We start from the raw sequence: 23,601 nt of genomic DNA on the forward strand, positions 1-23,601 counted from the left end.
GAGATTTTAAAATGGCATGTACAACAATATTAGTAGGTAAAAAAGCTAGCTATGATGGATCAACCCTTGTAGCAAGAAACGAAGACTCACCTTCTGGAGTTTTTAATCCAAAAAAATTTATAGTGGTTAAAGCTGAAGACCAAGTAAGAAAATATAAATCAGTAATTTCAAAGGTTGAAATTGAGTTGCCAGATAATCCAATTAGGTATACCTGTATGCCAAACGCTATTGAAGATGAAGGCATTTGGGGAGCTTGTGGAGTTAATGAAGCAAATGTTTCTATGACTGCAACTGAAACTCTTACAACTAACGAAAGAGTCCTTGCAGCTGACCCACTTGTAAAATATATTCCAGCAAAGGATTCCAAGTCAGAAAAATTTGGCGGCATTGGTGAAGAAGATATGGTTACCCTTGTCCTCCCTTATATAAAATCTGCTCGTGAAGGCGTTGTTCGCCTTGGTGAACTACTTGAAAAATATGGAACATACGAAATGAACGGAATCGCCTTCCAAGATGTAGATGAAATTTGGTGGCTAGAAACAGTTGGTGGCCATCACTGGATTGCTAGAAGAGTCCCTGATGAATGCTATGTAATTATGCCTAATCAATTGGGCCTTGATCACTTTGATTTAGAAGATGCTTTTGCTGATCAAAAAGAATTTATGTGCTCAAAAGATTTAAGGGAATTTATCGAAGAAAATCATTTAGATCTATCCTTTGATGAAAGTCTAAATCCACGCGACGCTTTTGGTAGCCACAGCGATTCAGACCACACTTATAACACACCACGCGCATGGATTTTGCAAAGATTCTTTAATCCAAGCACTTATTATTGGGATGGTATTGATGCTGACTTTAGACCTGATTCAGATGATATTCCATGGATGCAAATACCTGAAAGAAAAATCACTGTTGAAGATATTAAATACGCCCTATCCCACCACTTCCAAGGCACTGAATACGACTGCTATGCAAAACACACTGACGGCCTTGCAAAAGGAAAATTCAGACCAATTGGTATCAACCGCAACAACTTTATGGGCCTTGTTCAAATCAGACCTTATTGCCCAGACGAAATCAAGAGTATCGAATGGCTAAGCCTAGGATCAAATGTATTTAATGCTATCGTTCCTTTCTATCCAAATGTTATGGACACACCTGATTATTTGAAGAATACTACTGGCAAAGTAACAACCGATGATTTCTATTGGACCAATAGAATTATAGGAGCCCTAGCTGACGCCCACTTCAGTGAAACTTCAAATCATATAGAAAGATACCAACAAGAATGTCAAGCAACTTTATCTAGAATAATTAAAGAAACTGACAAGGAATTTGTTGATAGTAATCCTACAGACGCAAAAGAATTCTTAAGACAAGCCAACCAAAAGATTGCCGACGAGTTAAGAGTTCAAACAGACGACCTTCTTGACAAAGTCCTCTACACTGCAAGCTGCTTAATGAAAAACGGCTTTTCAAGATCAGACGCCTAAGATAAAACATTTCAAATAAAAAAACAATCGCTCGATTTATTTCGGGCGATTTTTTTCTTGGAAATTGTATTTTTAAAAATTTAATGCAAATGAAAAACCGGCCAAAGCCGGTTAAAAATTATCCTCTGATGTTTAATTCTTGGATTAATTCACGATATGAATCTAGGTTTGTATCTTTTAAGTATCTTAAAAGATTTCTTCTCTTACCAACCATCTTTAATAGGCCACGTCTTGAGTGGTTGTCCTTTGGATTGGCTTTCAAGTGTTCGTTTAGTTCGTTCATGCGTTCTGTTAAGATAGCAATTTGAACTTCTGTTGAACCTGTGTCATTAGCGTGTTTTTGAAATTTTTCAATAATTTCTTGTTTCTTTTCACCTTTAATCATAATTTACCTCCTAATAAAATCCACCTAAACAAAGCATCAGGCTGAGGTAAGCCCAGACCCTTGTCAAGGTACGCCTATATATTAACATAAAAACATTAAATTGTAAAGCTATTTATCATATAAACTTGCAAGTTCTAAGGTTTTTATTTTATCTTTTTTGAGTTGCAAGATAAGATCTTCTTTGGAACCGAATTTTTTATTCTCTCTCATAAAATCTTTAAAATATAATTTAACTTCCTTGTCGTAAATATCCTTGTCAAAATCGAAAATATAAGACTCGCAGGAAAAGTCCTTGTTGAAAGTTTTGGCAACGCCGACCATGGTCATGGCGTCATAAATCTGTCCATAAACCTCAAAGTTTGTATAGTAAACCCCATACTTGACCTTTACTATATGGTCTGGCCAATTTATATTTGCCGTTTTAAAACCAAGAGTTTCCCCACGCCTATAGCCGTGTTCTACCTTTGATTTAACAAAGAAATCATAAGTCAAAAGTTCGCTAGCCTTATGGACCTGGCCCTCTTCTAATAGGTCTCTTATGTGGGTAGAGGATATTTTTTCATCATCAGAATACAAGTCTTTGATGATTTTAACTTCAATATCTTTACTTAATCCATATTCGATCAGGTCCTTACTAGATCCTGCTCGATTTTGACCAAACCTAAAGTCTTCACCAACGATAATTCCCCTGGCGTCTTCAAAGTATGCATCTAAAAATTCTTTTGGGCTCATGGACTTGACTTCGCTAAAATCCAATTCCACAACTTCATCTATGCCCATGTCTTTTATCATAGAAAGCTTGTCCTCTGGAGATAGAATTAAAGAATCCAAGCTCCTGGTATGAGATTTAAAAGTAATAAGTCTAGATTTTACATTTAAATCATCAGCCATATTTTTTGTTTTATTAATGATTTCTTGATGGCCCTTGTGTAGGCCGTCAAAATTTCCAATTGTAATTATATATTTCATTTGTCACCTAAAAAACAAATCGTCCTAATAAGACCTTCCCTAATCTCACCAAGGGCAAAAACTTTTCCTTCATTTGATAAAAGAAGAGGTCCTTGATCTTCTAAAGAGCTTTCAATCCTTATCCCGTTATATAGTTTATCAACACTATCTCTATCCAAATCTATTTTTTCATATGAAGTCTTAATGTCATCTATTTTGAGGATTGATTGGTAAAAATTATCCGCATTCAATTCATCGATACCTATAGCCTTTTCCAAATTCAATGAACCCGAGCTTTCTCTCCTTAGGCTCTTTAAATTTGCAGGAATTCCATATTCTTTACAATAATCTTCGACAAGAGTCCTGACATATGTGCCCTTTGAAACCTCAGTCTTAAAAGTCACTTGATCATCTTCTTTTTTCATCTCAAAACTAGTCACTTTAATTGGCCTGGGGTCTTTGTGGACAAACTCGCCTTTTCTAGCGTACTCATATAAGGGTTTGCCCTTATGTTTGAGCGCACTGTACTGAGGAGGAGTTTGCATAAAATCTCCAATATAATCTTTGGAATTAATTATAAGATTGTCTACGTCTTCTACAGATACATCTTTTGATTCAATAACATTTCCAGTTAAGTCGCCAGTGTCTGTTGCATTTCCTATATCAACTATACCAGAATAAACTTTAGAGGCATCCATAATATAATCAGATAATCTTGTATACCTGCCCAAAAGCACGACTAAAAGCCCAGTTGCAAAGGGATCTAAGGTCCCTGCATGACCAATTTTAGTTTTAATATTTAAGTCTTTGAGTATTTTTTTTATTTTCCGAATTACATCATAGCTTGTAATTCCCTCGGCCTTGTCTATTAAAATCAGGCCATCAACACTTGTTTTCTCTAACATAGGCAATTATCTTTTCTTTTATTTCTTCAATATTTCCGTAAACACTAGCACCTGCAGCCCTAATATGGCCGCCACCGCCTAAGTCCTGAGCAAGTTTGCCAACATTCACACAGGTTTTGCTTCTCAAGGAGACCTTGTAAAAATTATCTCCGTATTCTTTTATAATAGCAGAAACTTCGACGCCCTCTGTATCTCTAATAAAGGCTACAATCTCGTCCAAGTCATCAACACTTGCACCTGTATCCTCTAAATCTTTTTGACTAATGTCAGTTATAGCCAAATAGCCGTCAAGTAAAAACTCAGACTTGTCCAAACCAACTTTTAAGATCTCAAGCTTTCTAAGAGGCCTATTCATAAATAAATTGAAATTGGCAAGGCTCCTATCAGCGCCAAGCTCTATTAATTTACCTGCTATTTCAAAAGTCCTTGGGCTGACATTATCATACAAAAATCTACCAGTATCTGTAGAAATTCCTGAAAATAATGAAGTTGCAACATTGCTCGATATTTCAAGCTCAAGAGCCTCGAAAATTTCATACAAAAGTTGACAAGTGCTACTCATCTCTGGATCAATTATATTTAAGTCTCCATAGCCAGGATTTGTACCATGGTGATCGATTACAACTTTATACTTTGCATTTTTAAAAGTTTCCACATTGGGACCAAGGCGATTTAAATCGCCTGAGTCCAAAGATACATATAAATCTGGAGCAAAATCAATTGACTCCGGATTCCTTAACTCATTTATGTTTGGCAAAAATTTATAGGCGTCTGGCATCGTGTCGGACTCCAGCATATAAACGTCCTTATTCATACCCTTTAAAACGCCAAATAGGGCGGTTACAGACCCAATATTGTCGCAATCCACCCCAATATGACTAGATATAAAAATTGTTTCAGCCTTATTCACGGCTTCCATAAATTTTATAGCCTTATCTTTAATCTTCATCTTCTAGATCAAGTCCTTTTAAAATTTTGTTAATCCTGCTTGAATACTCAATTGATTCATCAAGTTTAATTCTCAGCTCAGGAATTTTTCTCATCCTAATATTTTTTGCAATATGGCTTTTGAAAAAACCTTCTGCATTTTGTAAAGCCTCAATAGTTTTTTCTTTTTCTCTCTCAGTTCCCATTACAGAAAACTTTAGATCACAGAAGCTAAAGTCATTTGTAATTGAAGCTTCAGTAAGTGTTGTCATATCTGAAACATTTGGGTCGCGAATTTCCCTAAGAGCAGTTGAAACCACCTTAATGATTTCTGAATTTAGTCTTTCCTGTCTTCTGTTATTCATTAGCTACCTCTACCATTTCATAAGCTTCAAAGGCATCTCCAACTTTAACGTCGTTGAATTTATCAATGCTCATACCTGCTTCATAGCCTGATTGAACTTCTCTTACGTCATCCTTAAAGCGTCTGAGTGATGAAACATCTCCATCAAAAATCATAACGTCATCTCTTAGGATTCTAACCTTTGCATTTCTTGTAATCTTTCCGCTTAGTACATAAATACCAGCAACGATAGTGCCGTTTGGAAGTTTAAATGTATCTCTAACTTCTGCCCTGCCGATTACTTGTTCTTTAATAACAGGTTTTAACATACCCTTTACAGCATTTTCAACGTCTTCTATAGCTTCATAAATGACCTTATATGTTCTGATGTCAACATCTTTTTCTTCAGCCATATCAATTGCAGGCAAGCTTGGTCTTACGTTGAAGCCAATGATAACAGCATTTGATGCTTCAGCAAGCATAACGTCACTTTCGCTAACGCCACCTACTCCAGTGTGAATGATATTGATTTTAACTTCATCGTTTGAAACCTTGAGTAGTGAATTGCTGAGTGCTTCAATTGAACCCCTAACATCACCCTTGATAATAATATTTAAGTCTTTAAGTTCGCCAGCTTTGATTTGATCATATAGGTAGTCAAGACTTACCTTGGTCTTGTCGCGAAGTTCTTGTTCTCTTAACATTTCACGTTTACGGTCTGCAATATTTCTAGCTGTCTTGTCATCTTCACAAGCGTAGAGTAAGTCGCCAGCTTCTGGTACATCAGATAAGCCAAGAATTTGTACTGGTGTAGATGGACCGGCTTTTTTAATTGGCTTATTCTTGTCGTCAAACATCGCCCTTACTCTACCAGATGCAATACCTGAAACAATGTCATCTCCAACTCTTAGAGTTCCCTTTTGAACAAGGACTGTTGCAACAGGGCCTCTGCCCTTGTCTAATTGTGCTTCTACAATGGTACCTACTGCAAGTCTATCTGGATTTGCCTTTAGTTCTGAAACTTCACTTACAAGTAAAATCATTTCTAGAAGGTCATCAATGCCTTGCTCTTCCTTAGCAGAAACAGGAACACAAATAGTTGTGCCGCCCCAATCTTCTGGTGTTAGACCTTGTTCCAAAAGTTCTTGCTTAATTCTATCTGGATTTGCTGTTGGCTTATCCATTTTGTTGATAGCAACAATAATTGGAACGCCTGCAGCCTTTGAGTGGTTTATAGCCTCAATTGTTTGTGGCATAACTCCGTCATCAGCAGCTACAACAAGAATCGATATATCTGTAATCTCAGCACCCCTAGCCCTCATAGAAGTAAAAGCTTCGTGGCCTGGAGTATCCAAGAAGGTAATCTTTTTCCCATCAATATTTACAGTGTAAGCACCGATGTGTTGAGTAATTCCTCCTGCTTCGCCAGTTCTTACTCGAGCATTTCTAATAGCATCTAGCAAGCTTGTCTTACCGTGGTCAACGTGACCCATGACAGTAACTACAGGTGGACGTGGCTTTAAGTCTTCTTTTTTATCCTCAAAGTCTAAATCAAATTCATCCAAAATGATTTCTTCATTAGAAAGTTGAGGTTCAACTGTAACTTCGAACTCTTCTGCAAGGATCTCTGCAGTGTCGTAATCTATAGATTCATTTTGGGTAACCATCATGCCCAATTGGATTAACTTGCCCATTACAAGACTCAAAGAAGCACCAATTAGTTCTGCAAAGTCTCCAACAGTGATGGACTCTGGAACTTGTACTACCAAATCTTCCACAGGTTGTTTAGGAGTATCCTCTTTCTTTTTCTTTTTCTTGCGTTCTTTTTGTCTGGTCTTTTCAAAGAAATCCTTGTTTTCATCCTCGAATCTTTTTTCTTCGTATTTGCGGTTGTTGGATTTCTTTTTATTGTTCATATTGATTTTAGGTTTTTCAACTACAAAAGTATCGAGGCTTTCCTCTTTATCTTGTTGCCTCTTAATTGGCTTCTTATGGAAATCTCTGCCATCATCTTTTTTAAAATCTTCTTTCCTAAAATCATTATTTTTATTAAATGGCTTTTTATTTCTATTATCCTTGTTGCGGTTGTCTCTATTATCTCTGTTATCGCGTCCATCTCTTCTTCTATCACCGCGATTTTCACCGCGATTCTTATTTTTAAAATCTTTTTGTTGCCTGTCTTTTTTATCTTTATTTTGTTGTTCAATAAGTCTTGCTTCAACTTTTTTTCTTGCCAGCGTAACTTGATCAATAACTTTATCTGCCAATTCTTTATCAATGCTTGCCATATGTGAACTTGCATCAATATTAAGAGCAGAAAGCATATTAAGCATATCCTTACTAGATATATTTAATTCCTTGGCTAATTCGTATATTCTAACTTTACTCAAGCATAGCTCCTTCCTTTATATCGCTTAAAAGCTTTTCAAATTCTTCATCTGAAAACTTGACCTTTAAAGCGTTTTGAATCCTAAATCTCAAATTCTTGTCATTAATGACATCCTCGTTTTTTGAGATATAGGCACCTCTACCATTTATTTTCCCTGTATTGTCAACCACGACTAAACTGTCCGCAGTTCTAACAACTCTAATAAGGTCTTCCTTTAAGAATTGTTTCCTACAAACAATACAAGTTCTTAAAACCTCTTTTTTAGTCTTGGTCATATAAATCTTCTTCGTCTAAATCCATATCTAAGTCTTCGTCATCTACATCTTCAAACTTGTCTAATTCGTCTTTATATAAGTCATAATCAGTGACTTCATCTTCGTCATCATAGTAATCGTTTGAATAATAATTTTTCATTTTGCTATAATCTGCGTCTTCTTCATCGTCATAGTTTGTGTCAGTAAATTCATAGTCAGATTCATAATCATCGTAGATGTCATCATAATCATCTTCGTGATTTTCTTTTTCAGCAGATTTATTAGCCATCATTGACTCATATTCTTTCCTGTATTCATCCAAATACTTGTCGCTCTTTATATCGATCTTCCAATTGGTAAGTTTGGCAGCAAGCCTTGCGTTTTGACCTTCCTTACCGATGGCAAGCGAGAGCTGATCTTCAGGAACAAATACAACTGATGAATGCTCTTCTTCATCTATAAATACTTCTGTGACAGTAGCTGGTGCAAGGGCATTTTTAATAAATACGGACATGTCATTGCTCCAGATTATGATGTCGATTTTTTCACCGTTTAATTCATTTACAACATTTCTAACCCTGGTTCCTTGGAAACCAACACAAGCTCCTAGCGGATCTACATCTGGATCACGGCTAAAGATTGCAATCTTAGATCTGCTGCCAGCTTCCCTGGCTACATGGAAAATTTCCACAGTACCCTCAGAAATTTCAGGCACTTCCAATTCAAAAAGTTTTCTAACCAGGTTTGGATGGCTCCTGCTTAAAACTATTTGAGCGCCCTTACCTGTTTTCTTAACTTCTGTAATAAGCATCTTTAGTTTATCGCCAACAGTATATGTCTCATTCATACTTTGTTCAACAGATGGAAGGACGCCTTCAAGTCTGCCCAAATCGACATAGCAGCTATTAGCTCTTATGCGATTGATTTGACCTGTTATAATTTCATTTTCTCTGTCGATGTATTCATTATAAATTACTTCTCTTTCAGCGTCCTTTAGCTTTTGAATTACAACTTGCTTGGCAGTTTGTGCAGCAATTCTACCAAAATCTTTTGGAGTAATTTCAACTTTAACCACATCACCAAGGCTTGGGTTTGCAATATACTTTTGAGCATTTTCTAAGCTAATTTCTGTAGCTTCGTCTTCAACTTCCTCCACCACATTTTTCAGATTAAAAACATGAACAGATCCATCTTCTTCTGAGATACTAATGTCTATTTCGACATTGCTTGCAGTATTGTAGTTTTTCTTGTAGCTTGAAACCAAGGCTGAGCAAATCGATTCGATTATAACGTCCTTAGGAACACCACGCTCTGCTTCAATTTCATCTAAAGCTTCTATAAATTCCCTATTCATCTAAACCTCCCAACTCACAAATAAAAGAGTGGTTCTGGCCACTCTTTCTCATCTATATATATTCTAACATAAAAGATTTTATAATACAAGGGCAAATGTTAGAATTCTAACGTTTGCCAGAAAAAAATAAAAAAGAAAGTCCTATTGAACTTCCTCTTTAATGGTGCCGAAGGCGAGACTCGAACTCGCACGGCTCATCACCGGTGGATTTTGAATCCACTGCGTCTGCCAATTCCGCCACTCCGGCCCGTATTCAAAAACAATGATGTTATTATACTATTTATTTTAACAAATTGCAAGTCTTTTTTTATTTTTAAAAAGAAAAACTCGTCTTGACAAATTTAAAATTTAATAGTAATATAAATTGATAATGATTATTGATTTCATTAGGAGGAAAAAAATGAAAAATAAAAAAATTATTTTATATGTATTAATTATTGGCCTACTATTTTTAACAAACGCTTGTACCAACAAGGATTCTCTTGTTGAGACACAAGCAAAATTAAATATAGTTACAAATATTTTCCCAACTTATGATTGGGCTAGAGAAATTACCAAGGGCGGAGATGTAGATATTTCTTACCTTACAGACACTGGCGTTAGCCTTCACAATTATGAACCATCAGCAGAAGATATTAAAAAAATTAAAGATAGCGATTTATTTGTATATCTTGGGTCGCATTCAGACAAGTGGGCAGAAAAGATTTTAGCAGAAAATCCTGATCTAAAAGTAATAAAGCTAATGGATGTTCTTAAAGATAATATTCTGGACGAAGAAATAAAAGAAGGTATGGAAGACCACCATGACCACGACCACGAACATGATGACCACGATCACAATGATCATAATGATGAACACGACCACGATCACGACCATGAACACCACCATGAAGACGAACACGTATGGTTGTCCATTAAAAACGCCCAAGAAATTTGCAAAGCTATCGAAGAAAAATTATCTGATATTGATAGTAAAAATAAAGATCTCTACGCAAAAAATCTAAATAATTATTTACAAAAATTGACTGAGCTCGACAATGAATATATAAAAGGAATTAATTCTTCAAAAGAAAAAACCTTAATTTTTGCTGACCATTTTCCTTTTAGATATTTAACTGAAGATTATGATTTGGATTATTACGCAGCCTTTACTGGTTGCTCTGCTGATGCTGAAGCCAGCTTTGACACAATTGTATTTTTAGTAAAAAAACTCGACGAGCTAAATATAAATTATGTATTTACCCTCACTGACTCAGATGGTAAAATTGCAAGAACTATAATAGAAAATTCCAAAAAGGACATTAAAATTTTAAAATTAAATTCGATGGAAAGCATAAACAAAGACCTGGCCCAAGAATCAACCTACATCGACTATATGAGAGACAATTTAAAATCAATTGTTCAAGGCCTGGAATAATTTCAATAATTTTATCAAAGGTGATTTATGATTAATTTTATTGATAAGATAATTGAATATTGGCAGTTTCCCTTTGTTAAATATGCATTTATCAGCGGAATCTTAATAGCTGTATCTTCAGCTCTCTTAGGGCTAGTTTTGGTTTTAAAAAGATACAGTCATATTGGTAGCAGCTTATCAAATGTTGCCTTCGGATCCATGTCCATGGCCTCTTTAATCGGCCTTACAAAAGAAATATATCTAATACTCCCTGTAAGTGTCGCTTCATCAGTGGTCCTACTAAAGAAAAATAAGTCTCGCTTTAGGTCCGACGCTTCACTTGCTATGATAAGCGTATTTTTCCTAGCTCTCGGCTATATGCTTATGAATGTTTTTAAAAGCGGGCCAAATGTTGCCGTGGATGTATGCACGACTTTGTTTGGATCTCTCTCGATTCTCACCCTTACAAAGGCTGATGTCCTAATATGTTTGGTACTTGCAAGTATTATAATTTTATTTTTTATTTTCTATTACAATAAAATTTTCTTGCTGACTTTTGATGAATCCTATGCCAAGGCAAGCGGCCTAAATTTAGAAAAACTAAATCTCATACTCGCTATTATAATCGCTCTTACAATTTCAATATCCTTGCGACTAGTAGGATCATTATTGGTCTGTGCTCTTATGGTATTCCCCACTATGGCAGCCGTAAAAATCTGCAAATCCTTTAAAATGATTAGCATTTTTGTAGCCATATCCTCTATTCTAATGGCTGTTTTTGGCATCTGCGTATCCATAGTTTTTGGCCTGCCAGTTGGTCCAACAATTGTATTTATAAATGCGCTCGTATTTATGATTGCTAGTATCATCGGAAAAAGGACTTAAATATGAAAAAGACTTTAATCAAATTTTCTATAATTATATTAATCTTAATAGTTTTTTTATCCTGCCAAAAAGAAAATAAAAATCCTATTGACTTGCTTGATAATAATATAAATAGCCAGAATGTAAAAAATGACATCAGAAAGCAAATGGGCCAGCAAAATTTAAAGGAAAAAAATAAAAAAAGCGAAATTTTATTCGATGCAAATAAAAATCAGGACAAAACAAACACAGATAATGCAAATTTAGACAATATTGAAATGGCCAATACAAAAGACCTGCTTGACGAACTCGAAGAGCAAAATAAAAATGACAGCGGCTACAATTTTGACCTGACAGACATGGGTGCTGATATGATATTTGCTACTGTCTATATGATTGTCACCGATCCTGACGCAGCCGCAGGTAAATCCATTCGGGTAAATGGCCTCCTCTACACCTACCCTAGCGCAGACGGTAATGGAGAGAGCCAGTACTGCATAATCAAGGACGCCCTCCAGTGCTGCGCCCAAGGCTTAGAAATTGCTTTTAAAAATAAGCCTGACCAAATTCCTGAGGATGGAACTGAAGTTTTAGTTGAAGGAATTCTAGAACCCTACCAAGTCGAAGGCGTTCCCATGAAACTTTGCAGAATAAAAGAAGCAGTTCTTACTTTGAAGTAAAGTTTTTTCATAAAATTAATTTGATTTTTAATTTATCTCTTGTTATAATATTCCCCTAGAGGTTTTATGTACGATATTATAGATTATGATGAAATAAATGAAAATTCAATATTAATAGATGTGAGAACACAGGAAGAATACGAAGACTTCCACATACCAGGGGCTCTATCAATGCCCATCTTAAATTTCGAAGAGAGAAAAATTGTGGGAACCCTTTATGACAATGGCGAAAAAGACATAGCTAAAGTAAGGGCCCTGGAATTTGGATCAGTAAAGTTAAAAGAGTTTTTAGACTTACTTGTCGACAACAAGGATAAAAAAATTGTCTTTTATTGTTCCAGAGGTGGATTTAGGTCAAAGACTGTGGCTGCCCTATTCTTTAGCCTGGGCTACAATGTCTGCCAACTAAAAGGTGGCATAAAACACTACCGGCAAATCGTCAATGCTAATTTGCCTAATTTGATTAAAGAAATAAATCTAATCGCCCTTTATGGGCCAACTGGTTCAGGAAAATCAAATATTTTAAATATTTTAAAAAAAGATTATCCAGTTATTGATTTAGAGGCACTTGCAAATCACAAGGGCTCTGTCTTGGGTTCAATTGGTATGGGCAGGGCTCATTCACAAAAAACCTTTGAAGCCCTGCTCTTTGAACAATTAAAACATTCAACTGATAAAAACTTTTTAATTGAAGGCGAAAGTAAACGCATCGGAAATATCGTCCTTCCCCAAGACTTGTGGGACAAGATGCTAGTAGCCAAGAAGATTTATATCAAATCTCCTATTGAATATAGAGTAGATAGGCTTATCTCTGAATATGTAAATCAATCTGCGGATTCCGAGCTCTTGGCAGCCCTATCCAATATTGAAAAATATATTTCAAAAGAAAACTATGAGGCTGTTGTAAGTAGTATTAAATCAAAAGAATACAAGCTGGCAGCAAAAATTCTCTGTGAAAAATACTACGACCACAATTACAAATTTAAACCAGATGCAAATACAATAGTAATTGAAAATAAAAATGACGCCCAGTGCGCCAAGGAAATTTTAAAATTAATAAATATGTAAAATTAAAAAGCCCACGCAAAAATCAAATGCGTAGGCTTTTATTTTATAATCTTTCTAAGTCAGCCATTAACCTATCAAGGTTAAGACCGTGGACCATACTAGCCTCTTCGACTGTTTCCATCAAGCTTGCAGGGCATCCTACGCAAGCCATTCCATAGCTCATCAAGATGTAAGCAGCTTCAGGTTTTTTCTCTAAAAGCTCGCTTAGATAAGTGTCTTTGGTAACTTTGAATTCGCTCATTATAGTCCTAGTGCCTTTTCAAGTTTTTCTTGGTTGAATCCTAAAATAACTTCATCATCAACAAAAATTACTGGAACGCCAGCAAAACCTTGTTTTCTTAGGTCAAGCATAGCTTCCTTGTCTTCGCTGATATTCTTTTCTTCAAATTCGAAGTTGTTTTCTTTTAGCCAATCTTTTGCCATGTGGCAGAATTGACAATTATCACTTGTATAAATTACTATTTTTTTCATATTACATATACCTCCTAGTTTTCCATATTCTTTTTATACCCTAATTAATATAAAATAAACAAAATTCTCAATAAAAAAATGAAGGCCATATTCCCTTGCCTCCATTTATAAAAACTATTTATTTATGGGAAACATGGTTCATTCCCTTTACAAAGATATCTTTTACGTGATCATCGTCGATTGTATAAAAAATATTTTTTCCTTCTCTTCTCGGCTTAACAGCTCTTACAGCTCTTAAAATGCTCAGATGATGACTTACTAGAGACTGGCCAAGACCTGTCTTTTCAGAAATATCTGACACGCACAAGGTCCCATCCATAAGTGCATGAATAATCTTTAGCCTGCTTGAATCAGCAAGTGCCTTTAACATCTCTACAAAATCGTATACAGTATCTTCATTAAAAATATAATTTTCTTCCATTTTTACCTCCACTTATAATATGTCTCTCAACTTATCTTCTAGCTTGATATAATCTTCCAAGCCTAAGTTCTCAGCTCTTTTCCCTGGATCAATATCAATATCTACCAAGGCATTTTCTATTAGTTTCTTGTTAACATCTAAGCCCATGCTTATTGAATTTAAAATTGTCTTCCTTCTCATGCCAAAAGCTGCATGAACTAACCTCATAAAAGACTTGTGGTCCTTGTTATCTTTGAGCTTCATATAGACAACTGCGCTGTCCACTTTTGGTCTAGGTATAAAGCCACCCGGTTTTACTACAAAGGCCTCCCTAGCATCCGAAAAATATTTTACAAAGACTGACAAGGCAGAGTAATCTTTGCTTCCAACTTCTGCAGTCATCCTGGCAGCAACTTCCCTTTGGACCATAACTGTCGCCGAATTAAATTCTCCCAGGGTAAAAATATTTTCAAGTATAGGCGTGGTTACTACATAAGGCAGGTTTGCAACAAAGTCTGTCATCCCTTGGGCTGCCTTAGAGAAAAGCTCTTCATTGGTCGCATCGCCCTGATACAATTTAAATTTGGGATAGGCTTCTAGGTTTTCTTCCAAGATTGGAAAAAATCTTTGGTCTATCTCAATCGAGTGGACTTCCGCCCCTCTAATCAAAAGCTCTTCTGTGAGAGACCCTATACCCGGTCCAACCTCAAGAATTTTTGACTCTTCATTTACGCCCGCAGTTTCTGCAATCTTTTTCAAAACATTGCCGTCTATCAAAAAGTTTTGACCCAAGCTCTTTTTAAAATCCAAACCGTAGGAGTCAATAATTTCTCTGGTCCTATTCAAATGATAAATTCTAGTCAAATTATTTTCTCCCTTCGTCTTTAACTTCTCTAATGGCCTGTAAAACTTTTTCTTCGTCAATGGCAAATGAATTTAATCTGTTGATAAATTCCTTGGCATTGGGCTTGCCTATGCCGAGCTTTTCACTAACCTTTTCTCTTAAATATTTGGAATTATCCAAACCTGTAAATCCATGTTCAAACAAAAATTTACTATCATAAATCTTTTCTTGTGTTTGGACTATAGGATTGGCTGACTCAATTGCCTTTCTTATAACATCTGCGCTGGCATTTTCAATGCCAACATCGCCATTTTTTACCCCATCCCTCTGACTTATATAAGCGTCTTTTATCGGACACTTTAAATTCTCTTTGAGCTTTCTTCTGATAGTTTCGCCTGGAGAGTCGGGATCTGTTAAGATAATGGCTCCTCGATTTTTTGTAATCTCAACAATTTCATTCATTTTAGATTTGGAAATATGAATACCACCTGTTGCTATTACATCTGCATCTACAGCCTGTTTAACTTTGGTTATATCGTCCTTGCCTTCAACTATTATAATTTCCTTGATCATATATTATAAAATTCCCTAGCATTTTTTGTGGTTTGCTCTATGACTTCCTCAGGTGAGATGCATTTTAATTCTGCAATTCTCTTTACTACATAAGAAATATATTTAGGCTCATTGCGCTTTCCCCTAAATGGCACTGGCGTCATATAAGGAGCATCCGTTTCCAAAAGGAGTCTATCGAGCGGCGCGTACTTTACTGAGTCCACAACATGCTTAGCATTCTTAAAAGTCACGGCCCCACCTATTGATAAATAGTAACCCATGTCCAAATATTCCCTAGCCACTTCAACGGGGGCAGTAAAACAGTGGATCAGGGTCTTGCCCTTGCGCATGGCCTTTAGCATATCTATCGTGTCCTTGGTCGCCTCCCTAGTGTGGATTACAAGCGGATAATTAACTTCATTTGCAAAATCTATAAAGCGTTCAAAAACTTTTTTCTGGGTTTCCCTATCGGACAAATCATAATGATAATCAAGTCCGCATTCACCAATGGCTACTACCTTTGGATTTTCGAGCATCTTTTTGTATTCTATTATATCTTCCTCTTTAAAATCCTTGGCCTCATGTGGATGGACGCCCACAACAGCGTAAATATTTTCGTACTTTGTAAGCTCTACAGAGCTATAAGAAGATTTCAAATCACTTGACGCATTAACTGCGAACAAAACGCCATCGTCTTTAAAATTTTTAATTATCTGGTCCCTGTCCTCGTCAAAAGCTGGGTCGTCCAAGTGGGTGTGGCTATCTATAAACAAACTCATCTTATCTTTGCACCTGGATCAATATCCCTATCTGCCCTCAAGAGTGAGAGTGCATCTCCGCTTTCTGCAGCCAAGATCATACCGTTGCTTTCAACTCCGCGTAGGTTTACTGGCTTTAAGTTTACAATCATTGCCAGCTTCTTGCCAATGATTTCCTCTGGCTTATAATGGTCTTTAAGTCCGCTTACAATCGTCCTTTCTTCCCCGCCAATGTCGACCTTTAATACATAAAGCTTGTCTGCATTTGGATGGTTTTCAACTGATTTTACTTGTCCAACCCTGAAATCGCATTTCTCAAAATCAGAAAATTCGATTTGTGGTTTTGTTTCAACCTTTGTATCAGCCGCTGATTTTATTTTTCTGGATTCAGCGAGTTCATTATTTAAATTAATAATTTCATCAATTTTATCGTCATCAGCACGGTCAAATAAGTTCTTGCCCTTGGCAACTTTTAGGCCCGGTTTTACCTTAATTTTATCAGTTAAACTGAATTTTTTATAAATTTCCTTGGAAGTGTCTTCAAGAACTGGGCTCAAGAGTTCTGCAGCTGCGACTATACATTCGCAGAGGACATATAGGACTGTCTTTAGCCTTTCTTTGTCTTCCTTGGCCAGCTTCCATGGTTCGGTTTCATCAATATATTTGTTAGCCCTTCTGATTAGTACAAATACATCTTCAAGGGCAAAATTAAATTTAAAATCATCCATTTGCTTGTAGAATTTATCGGATGAAATTTTAATTTGCTCTAGAACTTCCTTATCCAAGTCATTGTATTCATTTGGCTCAGGTATAATTCCATCGAAGTATTTTTCAATCATTGACAGGGTCCTACTTACCAGGTTGCCCAAGTCATTTACCAAGTCTGAATTGTATCTTTGAACTAGCTTGTCAATGCTAAAGTTGCCGTCGCTACCAAAGGAAAATTCTCTAAGGATAAAGTATTTTAATACATCCCTGCCAAGGGCTTGGATAATTGGCTCTGGATAATATACATTGCCCTTTGACTTGCTCATCTTGTCTCCGTCGAATAAAATCCATCCGTGGGCTATAACCTTTTTAGGTAATTCCAGACCAAGAGCCATCAAGAGTGCTGGCCAAATTACAATGTGGAAACGCAAAATTTCCTTGCCAACCAAATGAAGGTCGGCCGGATAAAATTTATTGAAGAGCTCTTCATCAAATCCATAGCCAATACCTGTTAGATAACAGCTAAGAGCGTCAATCCATACATATATAACGTGCTTTTCATCGCCTGGAACTGGTACGCCCCATGAGATTGATGACCGACTAACAGACAAGTCCTCCAAATCATTTACAAAGTTGTTGGCCATTTCGTTCATGGCACTCTTTGGTTCAATGTCAGCGGTCTTGTACCATTCGAGAATCTTGTCCTTATATTTACTTAATCTAAAGAAATAGCTTTCTTCTTCGCGTTCTTGCAATTCACGTCCACAGTCTGGACACTTGCCATCGTTGGTTTGTGCTTCAGTGAAGAATGATTCACAAGGCACGCAATATAATCCCTTGTACTTAGCCTTATAAATATCGTCGTTATCCACGAGTTTTTGCCAAATTTCTTGGACAGCCTTTATATGTTCTTCATCAGTTGTCCTTCTGAAGCAGTCGTAATTGATTCCCAAATCGGACCATAGTTTCTTGGCTGAAGCTACAATGCCGTCTGTAAATTCCTTTGGAGTCACGCCTGCCTTCTCAGCAGTTGTTGCAATCTTTTCCCCGTGCTCGTCTGTGCCAGTTACAAAAAATACTTCATCGCCCTTGAGCTGTCTGTATCTTTTGATTACATCTGCAACAATAGTTGTATAAGTATGACCAATGTGCAAGTTGCCATTGGGATAATAAATTGGTGTTGTTAAATAATATTTACTCATATTCCCTCCTAAAAACTCTCTTATCTATAAAATCTTAAATAAATTTATCTCTCAAATTGCTCCAGTAACTGTCTTCGTCTATGTGCAAGCGATTTATAAATACATCTGACATAGTCGTTACTATCCTATCTATATTTTCAATCAAGTGTTCAGTCCCGTCTTGGACGATCATTATGCCTTTTTCATACTTGGTTTCAGGCGATAAAATAACTTCAAAACGCCCCGGCATTATAACCGAGTTTAAAAGCGACCTGTAGCTGGCACTTGATATTGGCGCCAGTGGACTTAGCTGCATAATTTCAAAAGCCGGATAAACAACAGCTCCACCAACCGAGAAATTGTAGGCCGTGCTCCCAATTGATGTAGAAATAATTAAGCCGTCGCCGGAAAATCTTTCCAGGAAATTATCCCCAATCATTACATCCATGTGGAGAACTTTTGAATTAAGTCCCTTGACCAAAACTTCATTGACGCACAAGTATTCTTCGCTGGACCCGTCAGTCCTGTAAGCTGTACACTTTAAAAGCCGAGTTGGATTTGTGGTGTACTTGCCAACAGTTATATGGTGGACCAAGCTCGCCAGCTCGTGCCTCTTAACCTCTTGAAAAAATCCAAGACCGCCTGTATTGATACCAATAAAAGGCTTCTTAGAATAATTTGATAGGGTGACCGCCTTTAAAAAAGTTCCGTCGCCACCGACTACAATATTAAAATCAACTTGACCCTCGAATATAGCATTCGAATTTATGTCATGCCTCACTGTCTCAATGCCGAGTGCATGAAATCTTTCTTCAAGTTCTTTTGCAACTTCTATACTCGCTGGGTATTCATTTAAATATATACAAATTTTTTTCATATTTACTCCTATACATATTATAGCAGTTTTTATCAAATAAAAAAAGAGCCCGAAGGCTCTTCCTTGCTTAAAATTTTAATTTCTATCAATCTTTAATAGCTTTAAATAAACTTTTAAAGAAATTGACCTTGGTTCCATAGTTAAAACTTCCCAGCTTGTAGACTTTGATTGAGAACTTCGCAATCAAAACTGTACTTACAAATAGAATTGCTGCAGAAATAATAACTTCGATTACAGGAACAGTTTCCACCCCATACCTGGCAATCATAGCGAATGGTGATGAAAATGGAACGAAGCTTGCAACTTTTAAAACAATCCCTGGATTCATCATTCCAAAATATGAAACGAAAAATGAAATTACAAATACCATTGTAAGTGGTTGGATAGCTGTGTTGACATCTTCGATCTTGCTGACCAAGCTAGCAGCAGCTGCCATCATAAAGAGATATAAAACATAACCCAGGATAAAAAATACAAAGGTAACTATAATCTGATCCACCTTAATTAGCTGAGTCAAGTTTAAGGACTCAACAATTTCCATGGCAGTTTCTCCGCCAAATTTTGTGCCGATAATCATGCCACCATAAAGTACTAATAGTGAAATCACTCCCACCAATCCATAGGCAGCGACCTTACCACAAATTAAATCAGATGGCTTGGCAGCTGTTATCAAAAGCTCCATAGTTCTATCTGATTTTTCCCGAGCTATACTCATTGCAACTTGATTTGAAAACATCATTATAAGGAAATACAATACAAATAAAGCGATGTAGACCAGCCAAAAGTTTTTAGCTCCGTCAGTTTCCAAACTAACTGGCTCATAGTAATTGGATTCCAAGAACTTTTCTGTAATAGCTGAATCAACTCCCATGTCGCTTAACTCTTTTTGCTTTTCAATATTTGTAGCAATCTCCGCCAAGTTTTCATATTTATTCATAGACCCCATTGAGGACGATTTCATAATTAATTTTCTTTGGTCACCTTTGATTAAAATTGCAGCATCCAAATCATTTTTCTTTAAGTCCCCCTCCATCTTATCTGGGTCATCGTACTTTACAAATTCAGACTCGTAAGCACCTGCCAAGGCATCCTCGTCAATATAGTCTAAATCAGAATAAACTCCTATTGGCTTATTGTCCCCTGAAGAAAATTTGGCCACTAGCTTTGGCACAAAAGAAAACAAAATTGTAAACAAAAACATAATAGCCATAGAAATTATAAAGGCTTTTTTTCTCACTGCGTTTAAAAATTCAAAATTAAATACTGTTAACATCTTTGTTTACCTCGCATACTCTACAAATATATCCGATAATGTCGGCTTAAAGATTCCGTAGTTATCAATCTTTAGACCCATTTCATTTATAGCATTCAAAAGTTCTGCCTGATTCTTGTCTGTCAGGTCTACAATTATCTTTTCGTCTTTGATAGATGTAACAAAACCTTTTTCATTCAAGTCTCTGGCCACACCAACATTGTCCACATTTAATAGATCAATGTAGACATTATTGCCGGCTATCTTCCTTTTGAGTCCATCAATTGATCCATTAACCACAACCCTACCGCCGTTTAATATAGCTAGGTCATCGCAAATTTCATCTACATAACCCATTTGATGAGAAGAAAAAAACATGAGCTTATCCTTGCCTGCCCTTTCTAAAATCAAATCGCGAAGCAAGTTTGAATTAATAGGGTCAAGGCCAGAAAAAGGTTCGTCCATAATAATAATCTCTGGATCACCGATCAGCGATTGGGCGATTTGAACTTTTTGTTGGTTACCCTTACTTAAAACTTCCAATTTTTTGTTGGCATATTCTTCCAGGCCAACGCGGTCCAAAAGTTCAAGGGCAGATTTTTTTGCTGCATGAGGATCATAGCCCTTTAACTTTGCAAAATAAACCAGCTGCTCTAAAATTTTAACCTTTTGGTACATGCCTCTTTCCTCTGGCAGATAACCAATCTTAAAATTCTTAGCTGAAAAATCTTCCCCGTTTAGAGTAATTTTGCCTCCATCTTTGGAAATAACTCCCATAAGTATTTTAATTGTTGTGGACTTGCCAGCACCGTTCCTACCTAAAAAGGCAAGCGGCCGGCCGCTCTCAACATTAAAACTAATTCCCTTTAATACATGGTTTTTGCCATAGGATTTATCTATATCAATTAATTTTAATTCCATATTACCTCCTAACACAAGTTCATTATACCATAGATTTGTATTTTAAAGCAAAGATTATTATAAATTTATGTAAAAAAAGCCAAGGCAAAAGCCCTGGCTAAAATAAATCTATATTTACAGATTGCGGTCGATATGACAAACAAAGTCGTGGATATTTGTAACCATAGTCTTTACTTCTAGGGTACCACGGTCTGATAATTTATTTACAGAGAACTCTTGCAAGTCGATTGAGTAAATAAATACAGGTCTGATTTCTCCATCAAATTCATTGTAGGATGGGGTCATATTTCCTGATGCAATTGTATGAAGTACTGTTGATAGACAAATGAGCATGCCAGTTTTTCTGGTGTGTGTGCGCATTTTGTTTTGAGCTTCATATACATTGTCGATGGTCTCTGGCATTGTGTATGGGTCTCTGATGCTTGCTGCAAGTACAAAGTCCTTGTTTTCCTTAACCATTGTGTACATGATACCACTCTTTAAAACACCTTGGTCAACTGCATCCTTGATTGATCCAGCTTGTCTAATGGTGCTTACTGCATCATATTTTAGTGAATCAAAATCTCTGTCTGAGTTTTCAAAAAGATTTTTTGTAATATCAACAGTCGCAAAAGTATCCCCTGTTAAAATTGCATCTACATAACCCTTTTTGATCAGGCTTTCAAAAGCCTTTGAAGCGCGTTTATCATTTACAAGTGATGGTCCAATAACCCAAGTAATTGGCTCATTAAATGATTTAACATATTTCATGATTTCATAGAGCTCATCATAGTCTTTTGAGTAAGCAGTCTCACGGCTTCTGCCAGTTCTAAAGGCAAAAGTATCTCCGCATTCTCCACCTGTGGCAAAGCCCTTGGTGTACATATAAATTCCTTCGCTGGCATCTTCTGTCCTACCAACAATAACCTTGTCGCCTTTTTTTAGATTTCTAAATTCAATGATTTCAACGCTGGTTGGGCTGGTGATAATAGGACAAGTATCCATCCTACTTTCAACTGCCAAAACCCAATTGCCATCTATCTTAAAGTATTCAGGATAAATTGAAAGCGCATGATAGTTATCTGGAGCAACCCCGTCCATAGGAGCTTCCACATATTTGCAATTAGGGGCGTTTACTAAAAATTCTTGATTCCAATCTGGTTCTTGATATTTTTGAAAATTATAAGCCATTTATTCCTCCACTAAAGCATTTCTAACATTTACACAAAAATCTTGTACGTTAGTAACAATACTATCTACAAGTTGTCCTTCTCTTTCATTTACCACAGAATTTGTTGCATAGTCACTGATGTCAATAGAACAAATATAAGTTCCGTAGATCTCATCACCCTTAACCCTATACAAAGGAGCAACTTCTGTAGCACTTACTGAGTGCAAGAGGGTTGCCAGGGTGATAATAATATCTGCATCCTTGACGGCATCGTGCATAGCATTTAGTCCGCAAGTAACATTGTGGCGAACTTCTGGTAGAGGTCCGTCATCTCTGATTGATCCGCAAAGAACAATTGGCATTTCTTTTTCAACTAACTTTTTAATAAAACCATCCTTAACCTTGCCTGAATCAATAAAAGCCTTCAAAGAATCATAGTGTCTGGCTTCATTTAACAAGTCCAAGTGATTGTAGTGGCCGTTTGGAACTGACTCTTGAGTATAAATATTTTGTCCAAGAGCTGTGTTTAAAAAGCCCCCTTCAAGGTCATGAGTAGCCATGGCATTACCTGCAAGTAAAACTTGAACATAACCTGCATCAACCAAGTTTGCAAGTGCATTTCTAGTATCGTAGTCAAAAACAACTGCAGGGCCAAGTACCCAGGCAATCTTGCCTCCCCTTGCCTTAACTTCTTTCATCATAGCAAGAAGTTTTTCATAAGCGTCAGATGAACCCTTAAACATTGGCATTTTTCCGCCGTCTAAATCATCACTAAAGGCATCCGCCCTATAAATTCCGCACTTTTCACATGGGCAATCGCCAATCAAAACCATGTCCCCAACCTTTAAGTCCCTAGGTTGAACACATTTTAATTCTCCATCATTAACCACAACTCCCCTTAAAAAATGGTTTGTCGGTAGCTTAAATTCTCCATCAACCTTTATGTATTCCACATAAGGTTTGGTCAAATAAGCGCCAACAGGCATGCAGCCGTCTTTTTCCACTTTTTTAAAAGTCGCATTTTTATAAGCATCTTCATTAATCTTTTTAATCTTACTTACTGGAAAAACTGTCATATCTACCTCCTAATGTTTTAATTATAACATAAATCTTGAAATAACAAAACCATTTAAGTATAATTAATTTGGAGGTAGATATGGAATCTTTATTTTATTTAATTATAACAATGAATATTATTAGCTTTGCGGTCTATGCCTATGATAAATTTGCAGCCATAAATAACCGTTGGAGGATAAGCGAGAAAAATTTATTTATACTCGCCCTATTGTTTGGAGGAGTTGGCGCCACATTATCAATGAAAATCTTTCGCCACAAAACTCAAAAGCCTTTATTTTTATTATTAATCCCCATATTGACAGCCCTGCAATTAGTCGCCATTGCCACCCTCTATGGAGTCAATCTCAATTAAAATTTTACCTTTTATATAAATATAAGTTTATTCATATATAGAATGGGGTAAG

At 36.4% G+C, this 23,601-nt stretch carries 26 protein-coding genes and 1 tRNA gene; 6 read left to right on the top strand and 21 right to left on the bottom strand.

The genetic code is table 11. The features are described 5' to 3' along the window. Positions 1 to 11 precede the first annotated feature (11 nt). Complete coding sequence (locus CUU59_RS04405) at positions 12 to 1,493, top strand: C69 family dipeptidase (protein WP_099950785.1); 1,482 nt, start codon at positions 12 to 14, stop codon at positions 1,491 to 1,493. Between the two features lie 118 nt (positions 1,494 to 1,611). Here the strand turns inward: CUU59_RS04405 and rpsO are convergent, their stop codons facing one another. The 9 genes from rpsO to CUU59_RS04450 all read right to left on the bottom strand — a co-directional run bounded on the left by rpsO (position 1,612) and on the right by CUU59_RS04450 (position 9,245). Next, positions 1,612 to 1,878 (bottom strand): 30S ribosomal protein S15, encoded by a 267-nt coding sequence (rpsO, locus tag CUU59_RS04410; RefSeq protein WP_075573499.1) that lies wholly within the window; start codon positions 1,876 to 1,878, stop codon positions 1,612 to 1,614. Between the two features lie 108 nt (positions 1,879 to 1,986). Then, positions 1,987 to 2,847: a riboflavin biosynthesis protein RibF gene (gene ribF / locus CUU59_RS04415; protein WP_099950786.1), complete on the bottom strand. Its 861-nt coding sequence runs from the start codon at positions 2,845 to 2,847 to the stop codon at positions 1,987 to 1,989. Next, positions 2,844 to 3,731: a tRNA pseudouridine(55) synthase TruB gene (gene truB, locus CUU59_RS04420; protein ID WP_099950787.1), complete on the bottom strand. Its 888-nt coding sequence runs from the start codon at positions 3,729 to 3,731 to the stop codon at positions 2,844 to 2,846. The genes ribF and truB overlap by 4 nt, the downstream gene beginning before the upstream one ends. Next, positions 3,709 to 4,680 carry a DHH family phosphoesterase gene (locus tag CUU59_RS04425; protein ID WP_099950788.1) on the bottom strand — a complete coding sequence of 324 codons (972 nt, stop codon included), beginning with the start codon at positions 4,678 to 4,680 and terminating at the stop codon, positions 3,709 to 3,711. Before CUU59_RS04425 ends, truB begins: the two co-directional genes overlap by 23 nt. After that, positions 4,670 to 5,023 (bottom strand): 30S ribosome-binding factor RbfA, encoded by a 354-nt coding sequence (gene rbfA / locus CUU59_RS04430; RefSeq protein WP_099950789.1) that lies wholly within the window; start codon positions 5,021 to 5,023, stop codon positions 4,670 to 4,672. Before rbfA ends, CUU59_RS04425 begins: the two co-directional genes overlap by 11 nt. After that, positions 5,016 to 7,391, bottom strand: a complete 2,376-nt coding sequence (gene infB / locus CUU59_RS04435) for a translation initiation factor IF-2 (RefSeq protein ID WP_099950790.1) — start codon at positions 7,389 to 7,391, stop codon at positions 5,016 to 5,018. The genes rbfA and infB overlap by 8 nt, the downstream gene beginning before the upstream one ends. Beyond that, positions 7,384 to 7,665, bottom strand: coding sequence for an RNase P modulator RnpM (gene rnpM, locus CUU59_RS04440; RefSeq protein WP_099950791.1), 282 nt, complete (start codon positions 7,663 to 7,665; stop codon positions 7,384 to 7,386). The genes infB and rnpM overlap by 8 nt, the downstream gene beginning before the upstream one ends. Further along, entirely contained in the window at positions 7,652 to 8,998 is a 1,347-nt protein-coding gene (gene nusA / locus CUU59_RS04445) for a transcription termination factor NusA (RefSeq protein ID WP_099950792.1), read from the bottom strand. The genes rnpM and nusA overlap by 14 nt, the downstream gene beginning before the upstream one ends. A gap of 161 nt (positions 8,999 to 9,159) precedes the next feature. After that, a tRNA-Leu gene (locus CUU59_RS04450) sits at positions 9,160 to 9,245 on the bottom strand. Between the two features lie 153 nt (positions 9,246 to 9,398). Between CUU59_RS04450 and CUU59_RS04455 the strand changes: the two genes are divergently transcribed. From CUU59_RS04455 to mnmH, 4 genes are all read left to right on the top strand, one after another. Further along, on the top strand, positions 9,399 to 10,415 hold the full coding sequence (locus tag CUU59_RS04455) for a metal ABC transporter substrate-binding protein (protein WP_169922855.1): 1,017 nt from the start codon (positions 9,399 to 9,401) through the stop codon (positions 10,413 to 10,415). A gap of 27 nt (positions 10,416 to 10,442) precedes the next feature. Next, the gene (locus CUU59_RS04460; protein ID WP_099950794.1) at positions 10,443 to 11,279 is read left to right on the top strand and encodes a metal ABC transporter permease; all 837 of its coding nucleotides are present in this window, start codon (positions 10,443 to 10,445) and stop codon (positions 11,277 to 11,279) included. 2 nt (positions 11,280 to 11,281) lie between these two features. Next, positions 11,282 to 11,938, top strand: a complete 657-nt coding sequence (locus CUU59_RS04465; protein WP_099950795.1) for a hypothetical protein — start codon at positions 11,282 to 11,284, stop codon at positions 11,936 to 11,938. A 66-nt stretch (positions 11,939 to 12,004) separates the two neighbouring features. Further along, the gene (gene mnmH, locus CUU59_RS04470) at positions 12,005 to 13,006 is read left to right on the top strand and encodes a tRNA 2-selenouridine(34) synthase MnmH (protein WP_099950796.1); all 1,002 of its coding nucleotides are present in this window, start codon (positions 12,005 to 12,007) and stop codon (positions 13,004 to 13,006) included. Positions 13,007 to 13,049: 43 nt separating this feature from the next. Here the strand turns inward: mnmH and CUU59_RS04475 are convergent, their stop codons facing one another. The 12 genes from CUU59_RS04475 to CUU59_RS04530 form a co-directional block, all read right to left on the bottom strand. Continuing rightward, positions 13,050 to 13,247: a DUF1858 domain-containing protein gene (locus tag CUU59_RS04475; protein WP_099950797.1), complete on the bottom strand. Its 198-nt coding sequence runs from the start codon at positions 13,245 to 13,247 to the stop codon at positions 13,050 to 13,052. Then, complete coding sequence (locus CUU59_RS04480; protein ID WP_075573487.1) at positions 13,247 to 13,477, bottom strand: glutaredoxin family protein; 231 nt, start codon at positions 13,475 to 13,477, stop codon at positions 13,247 to 13,249. Before CUU59_RS04480 ends, CUU59_RS04475 begins: the two co-directional genes overlap by 1 nt. 118 nt (positions 13,478 to 13,595) lie before the next feature. Next, complete coding sequence (locus tag CUU59_RS04485) at positions 13,596 to 13,898, bottom strand: ArsR/SmtB family transcription factor (RefSeq protein ID WP_099950798.1); 303 nt, start codon at positions 13,896 to 13,898, stop codon at positions 13,596 to 13,598. A 12-nt stretch (positions 13,899 to 13,910) separates the two neighbouring features. Next, positions 13,911 to 14,741 (bottom strand): 16S rRNA (adenine(1518)-N(6)/adenine(1519)-N(6))-dimethyltransferase RsmA, encoded by an 831-nt coding sequence (gene rsmA / locus CUU59_RS04490; RefSeq protein ID WP_169922856.1) that lies wholly within the window; start codon positions 14,739 to 14,741, stop codon positions 13,911 to 13,913. A gap of 1 nt (position 14,742) precedes the next feature. Beyond that, positions 14,743 to 15,294 (bottom strand): ribonuclease M5, encoded by a 552-nt coding sequence (gene rnmV, locus CUU59_RS04495; RefSeq protein WP_099950800.1) that lies wholly within the window; start codon positions 15,292 to 15,294, stop codon positions 14,743 to 14,745. Beyond that, positions 15,291 to 16,052: a TatD family hydrolase gene (locus CUU59_RS04500; protein WP_099950801.1), complete on the bottom strand. Its 762-nt coding sequence runs from the start codon at positions 16,050 to 16,052 to the stop codon at positions 15,291 to 15,293. The genes rnmV and CUU59_RS04500 overlap by 4 nt, the downstream gene beginning before the upstream one ends. Next, positions 16,049 to 17,941: a methionine--tRNA ligase gene (metG, locus tag CUU59_RS04505; RefSeq protein ID WP_099950802.1), complete on the bottom strand. Its 1,893-nt coding sequence runs from the start codon at positions 17,939 to 17,941 to the stop codon at positions 16,049 to 16,051. Before metG ends, CUU59_RS04500 begins: the two co-directional genes overlap by 4 nt. A 34-nt stretch (positions 17,942 to 17,975) precedes the next feature. Beyond that, entirely contained in the window at positions 17,976 to 18,797 is an 822-nt protein-coding gene (locus tag CUU59_RS04510; protein WP_099950803.1) for an NAD(+)/NADH kinase, read from the bottom strand. Positions 18,798 to 18,882: 85 nt separating this feature from the next. After that, on the bottom strand, positions 18,883 to 20,070 hold the full coding sequence (locus tag CUU59_RS04515; protein ID WP_099950804.1) for an ABC transporter permease: 1,188 nt from the start codon (positions 20,068 to 20,070) through the stop codon (positions 18,883 to 18,885). Positions 20,071 to 20,076: 6 nt separating this feature from the next. Beyond that, positions 20,077 to 20,970, bottom strand: coding sequence for an ABC transporter ATP-binding protein (locus CUU59_RS04520; RefSeq protein ID WP_099950805.1), 894 nt, complete (start codon positions 20,968 to 20,970; stop codon positions 20,077 to 20,079). A gap of 114 nt (positions 20,971 to 21,084) precedes the next feature. Further along, positions 21,085 to 22,140 carry an ornithine cyclodeaminase family domain gene (locus CUU59_RS04525; RefSeq protein WP_099950806.1) on the bottom strand — a complete coding sequence of 352 codons (1,056 nt, stop codon included), beginning with the start codon at positions 22,138 to 22,140 and terminating at the stop codon, positions 21,085 to 21,087. Beyond that, positions 22,141 to 23,196, bottom strand: coding sequence for an ornithine cyclodeaminase family domain (locus CUU59_RS04530; protein ID WP_099950807.1), 1,056 nt, complete (start codon positions 23,194 to 23,196; stop codon positions 22,141 to 22,143). A gap of 80 nt (positions 23,197 to 23,276) precedes the next feature. Between CUU59_RS04530 and CUU59_RS04535 the strand changes: the two genes are divergently transcribed. Then, positions 23,277 to 23,549, top strand: a complete 273-nt coding sequence (locus tag CUU59_RS04535) for a DUF1294 domain-containing protein (RefSeq protein ID WP_099950808.1) — start codon at positions 23,277 to 23,279, stop codon at positions 23,547 to 23,549. Positions 23,550 to 23,601 lie beyond the last annotated feature (52 nt).

Origin of the sequence: Ezakiella peruensis (assembly GCF_900215725.1) — a bacterium.
Classification (GTDB): Bacteria; Bacillota; Clostridia; order Tissierellales; family Peptoniphilaceae; genus Ezakiella; species Ezakiella peruensis.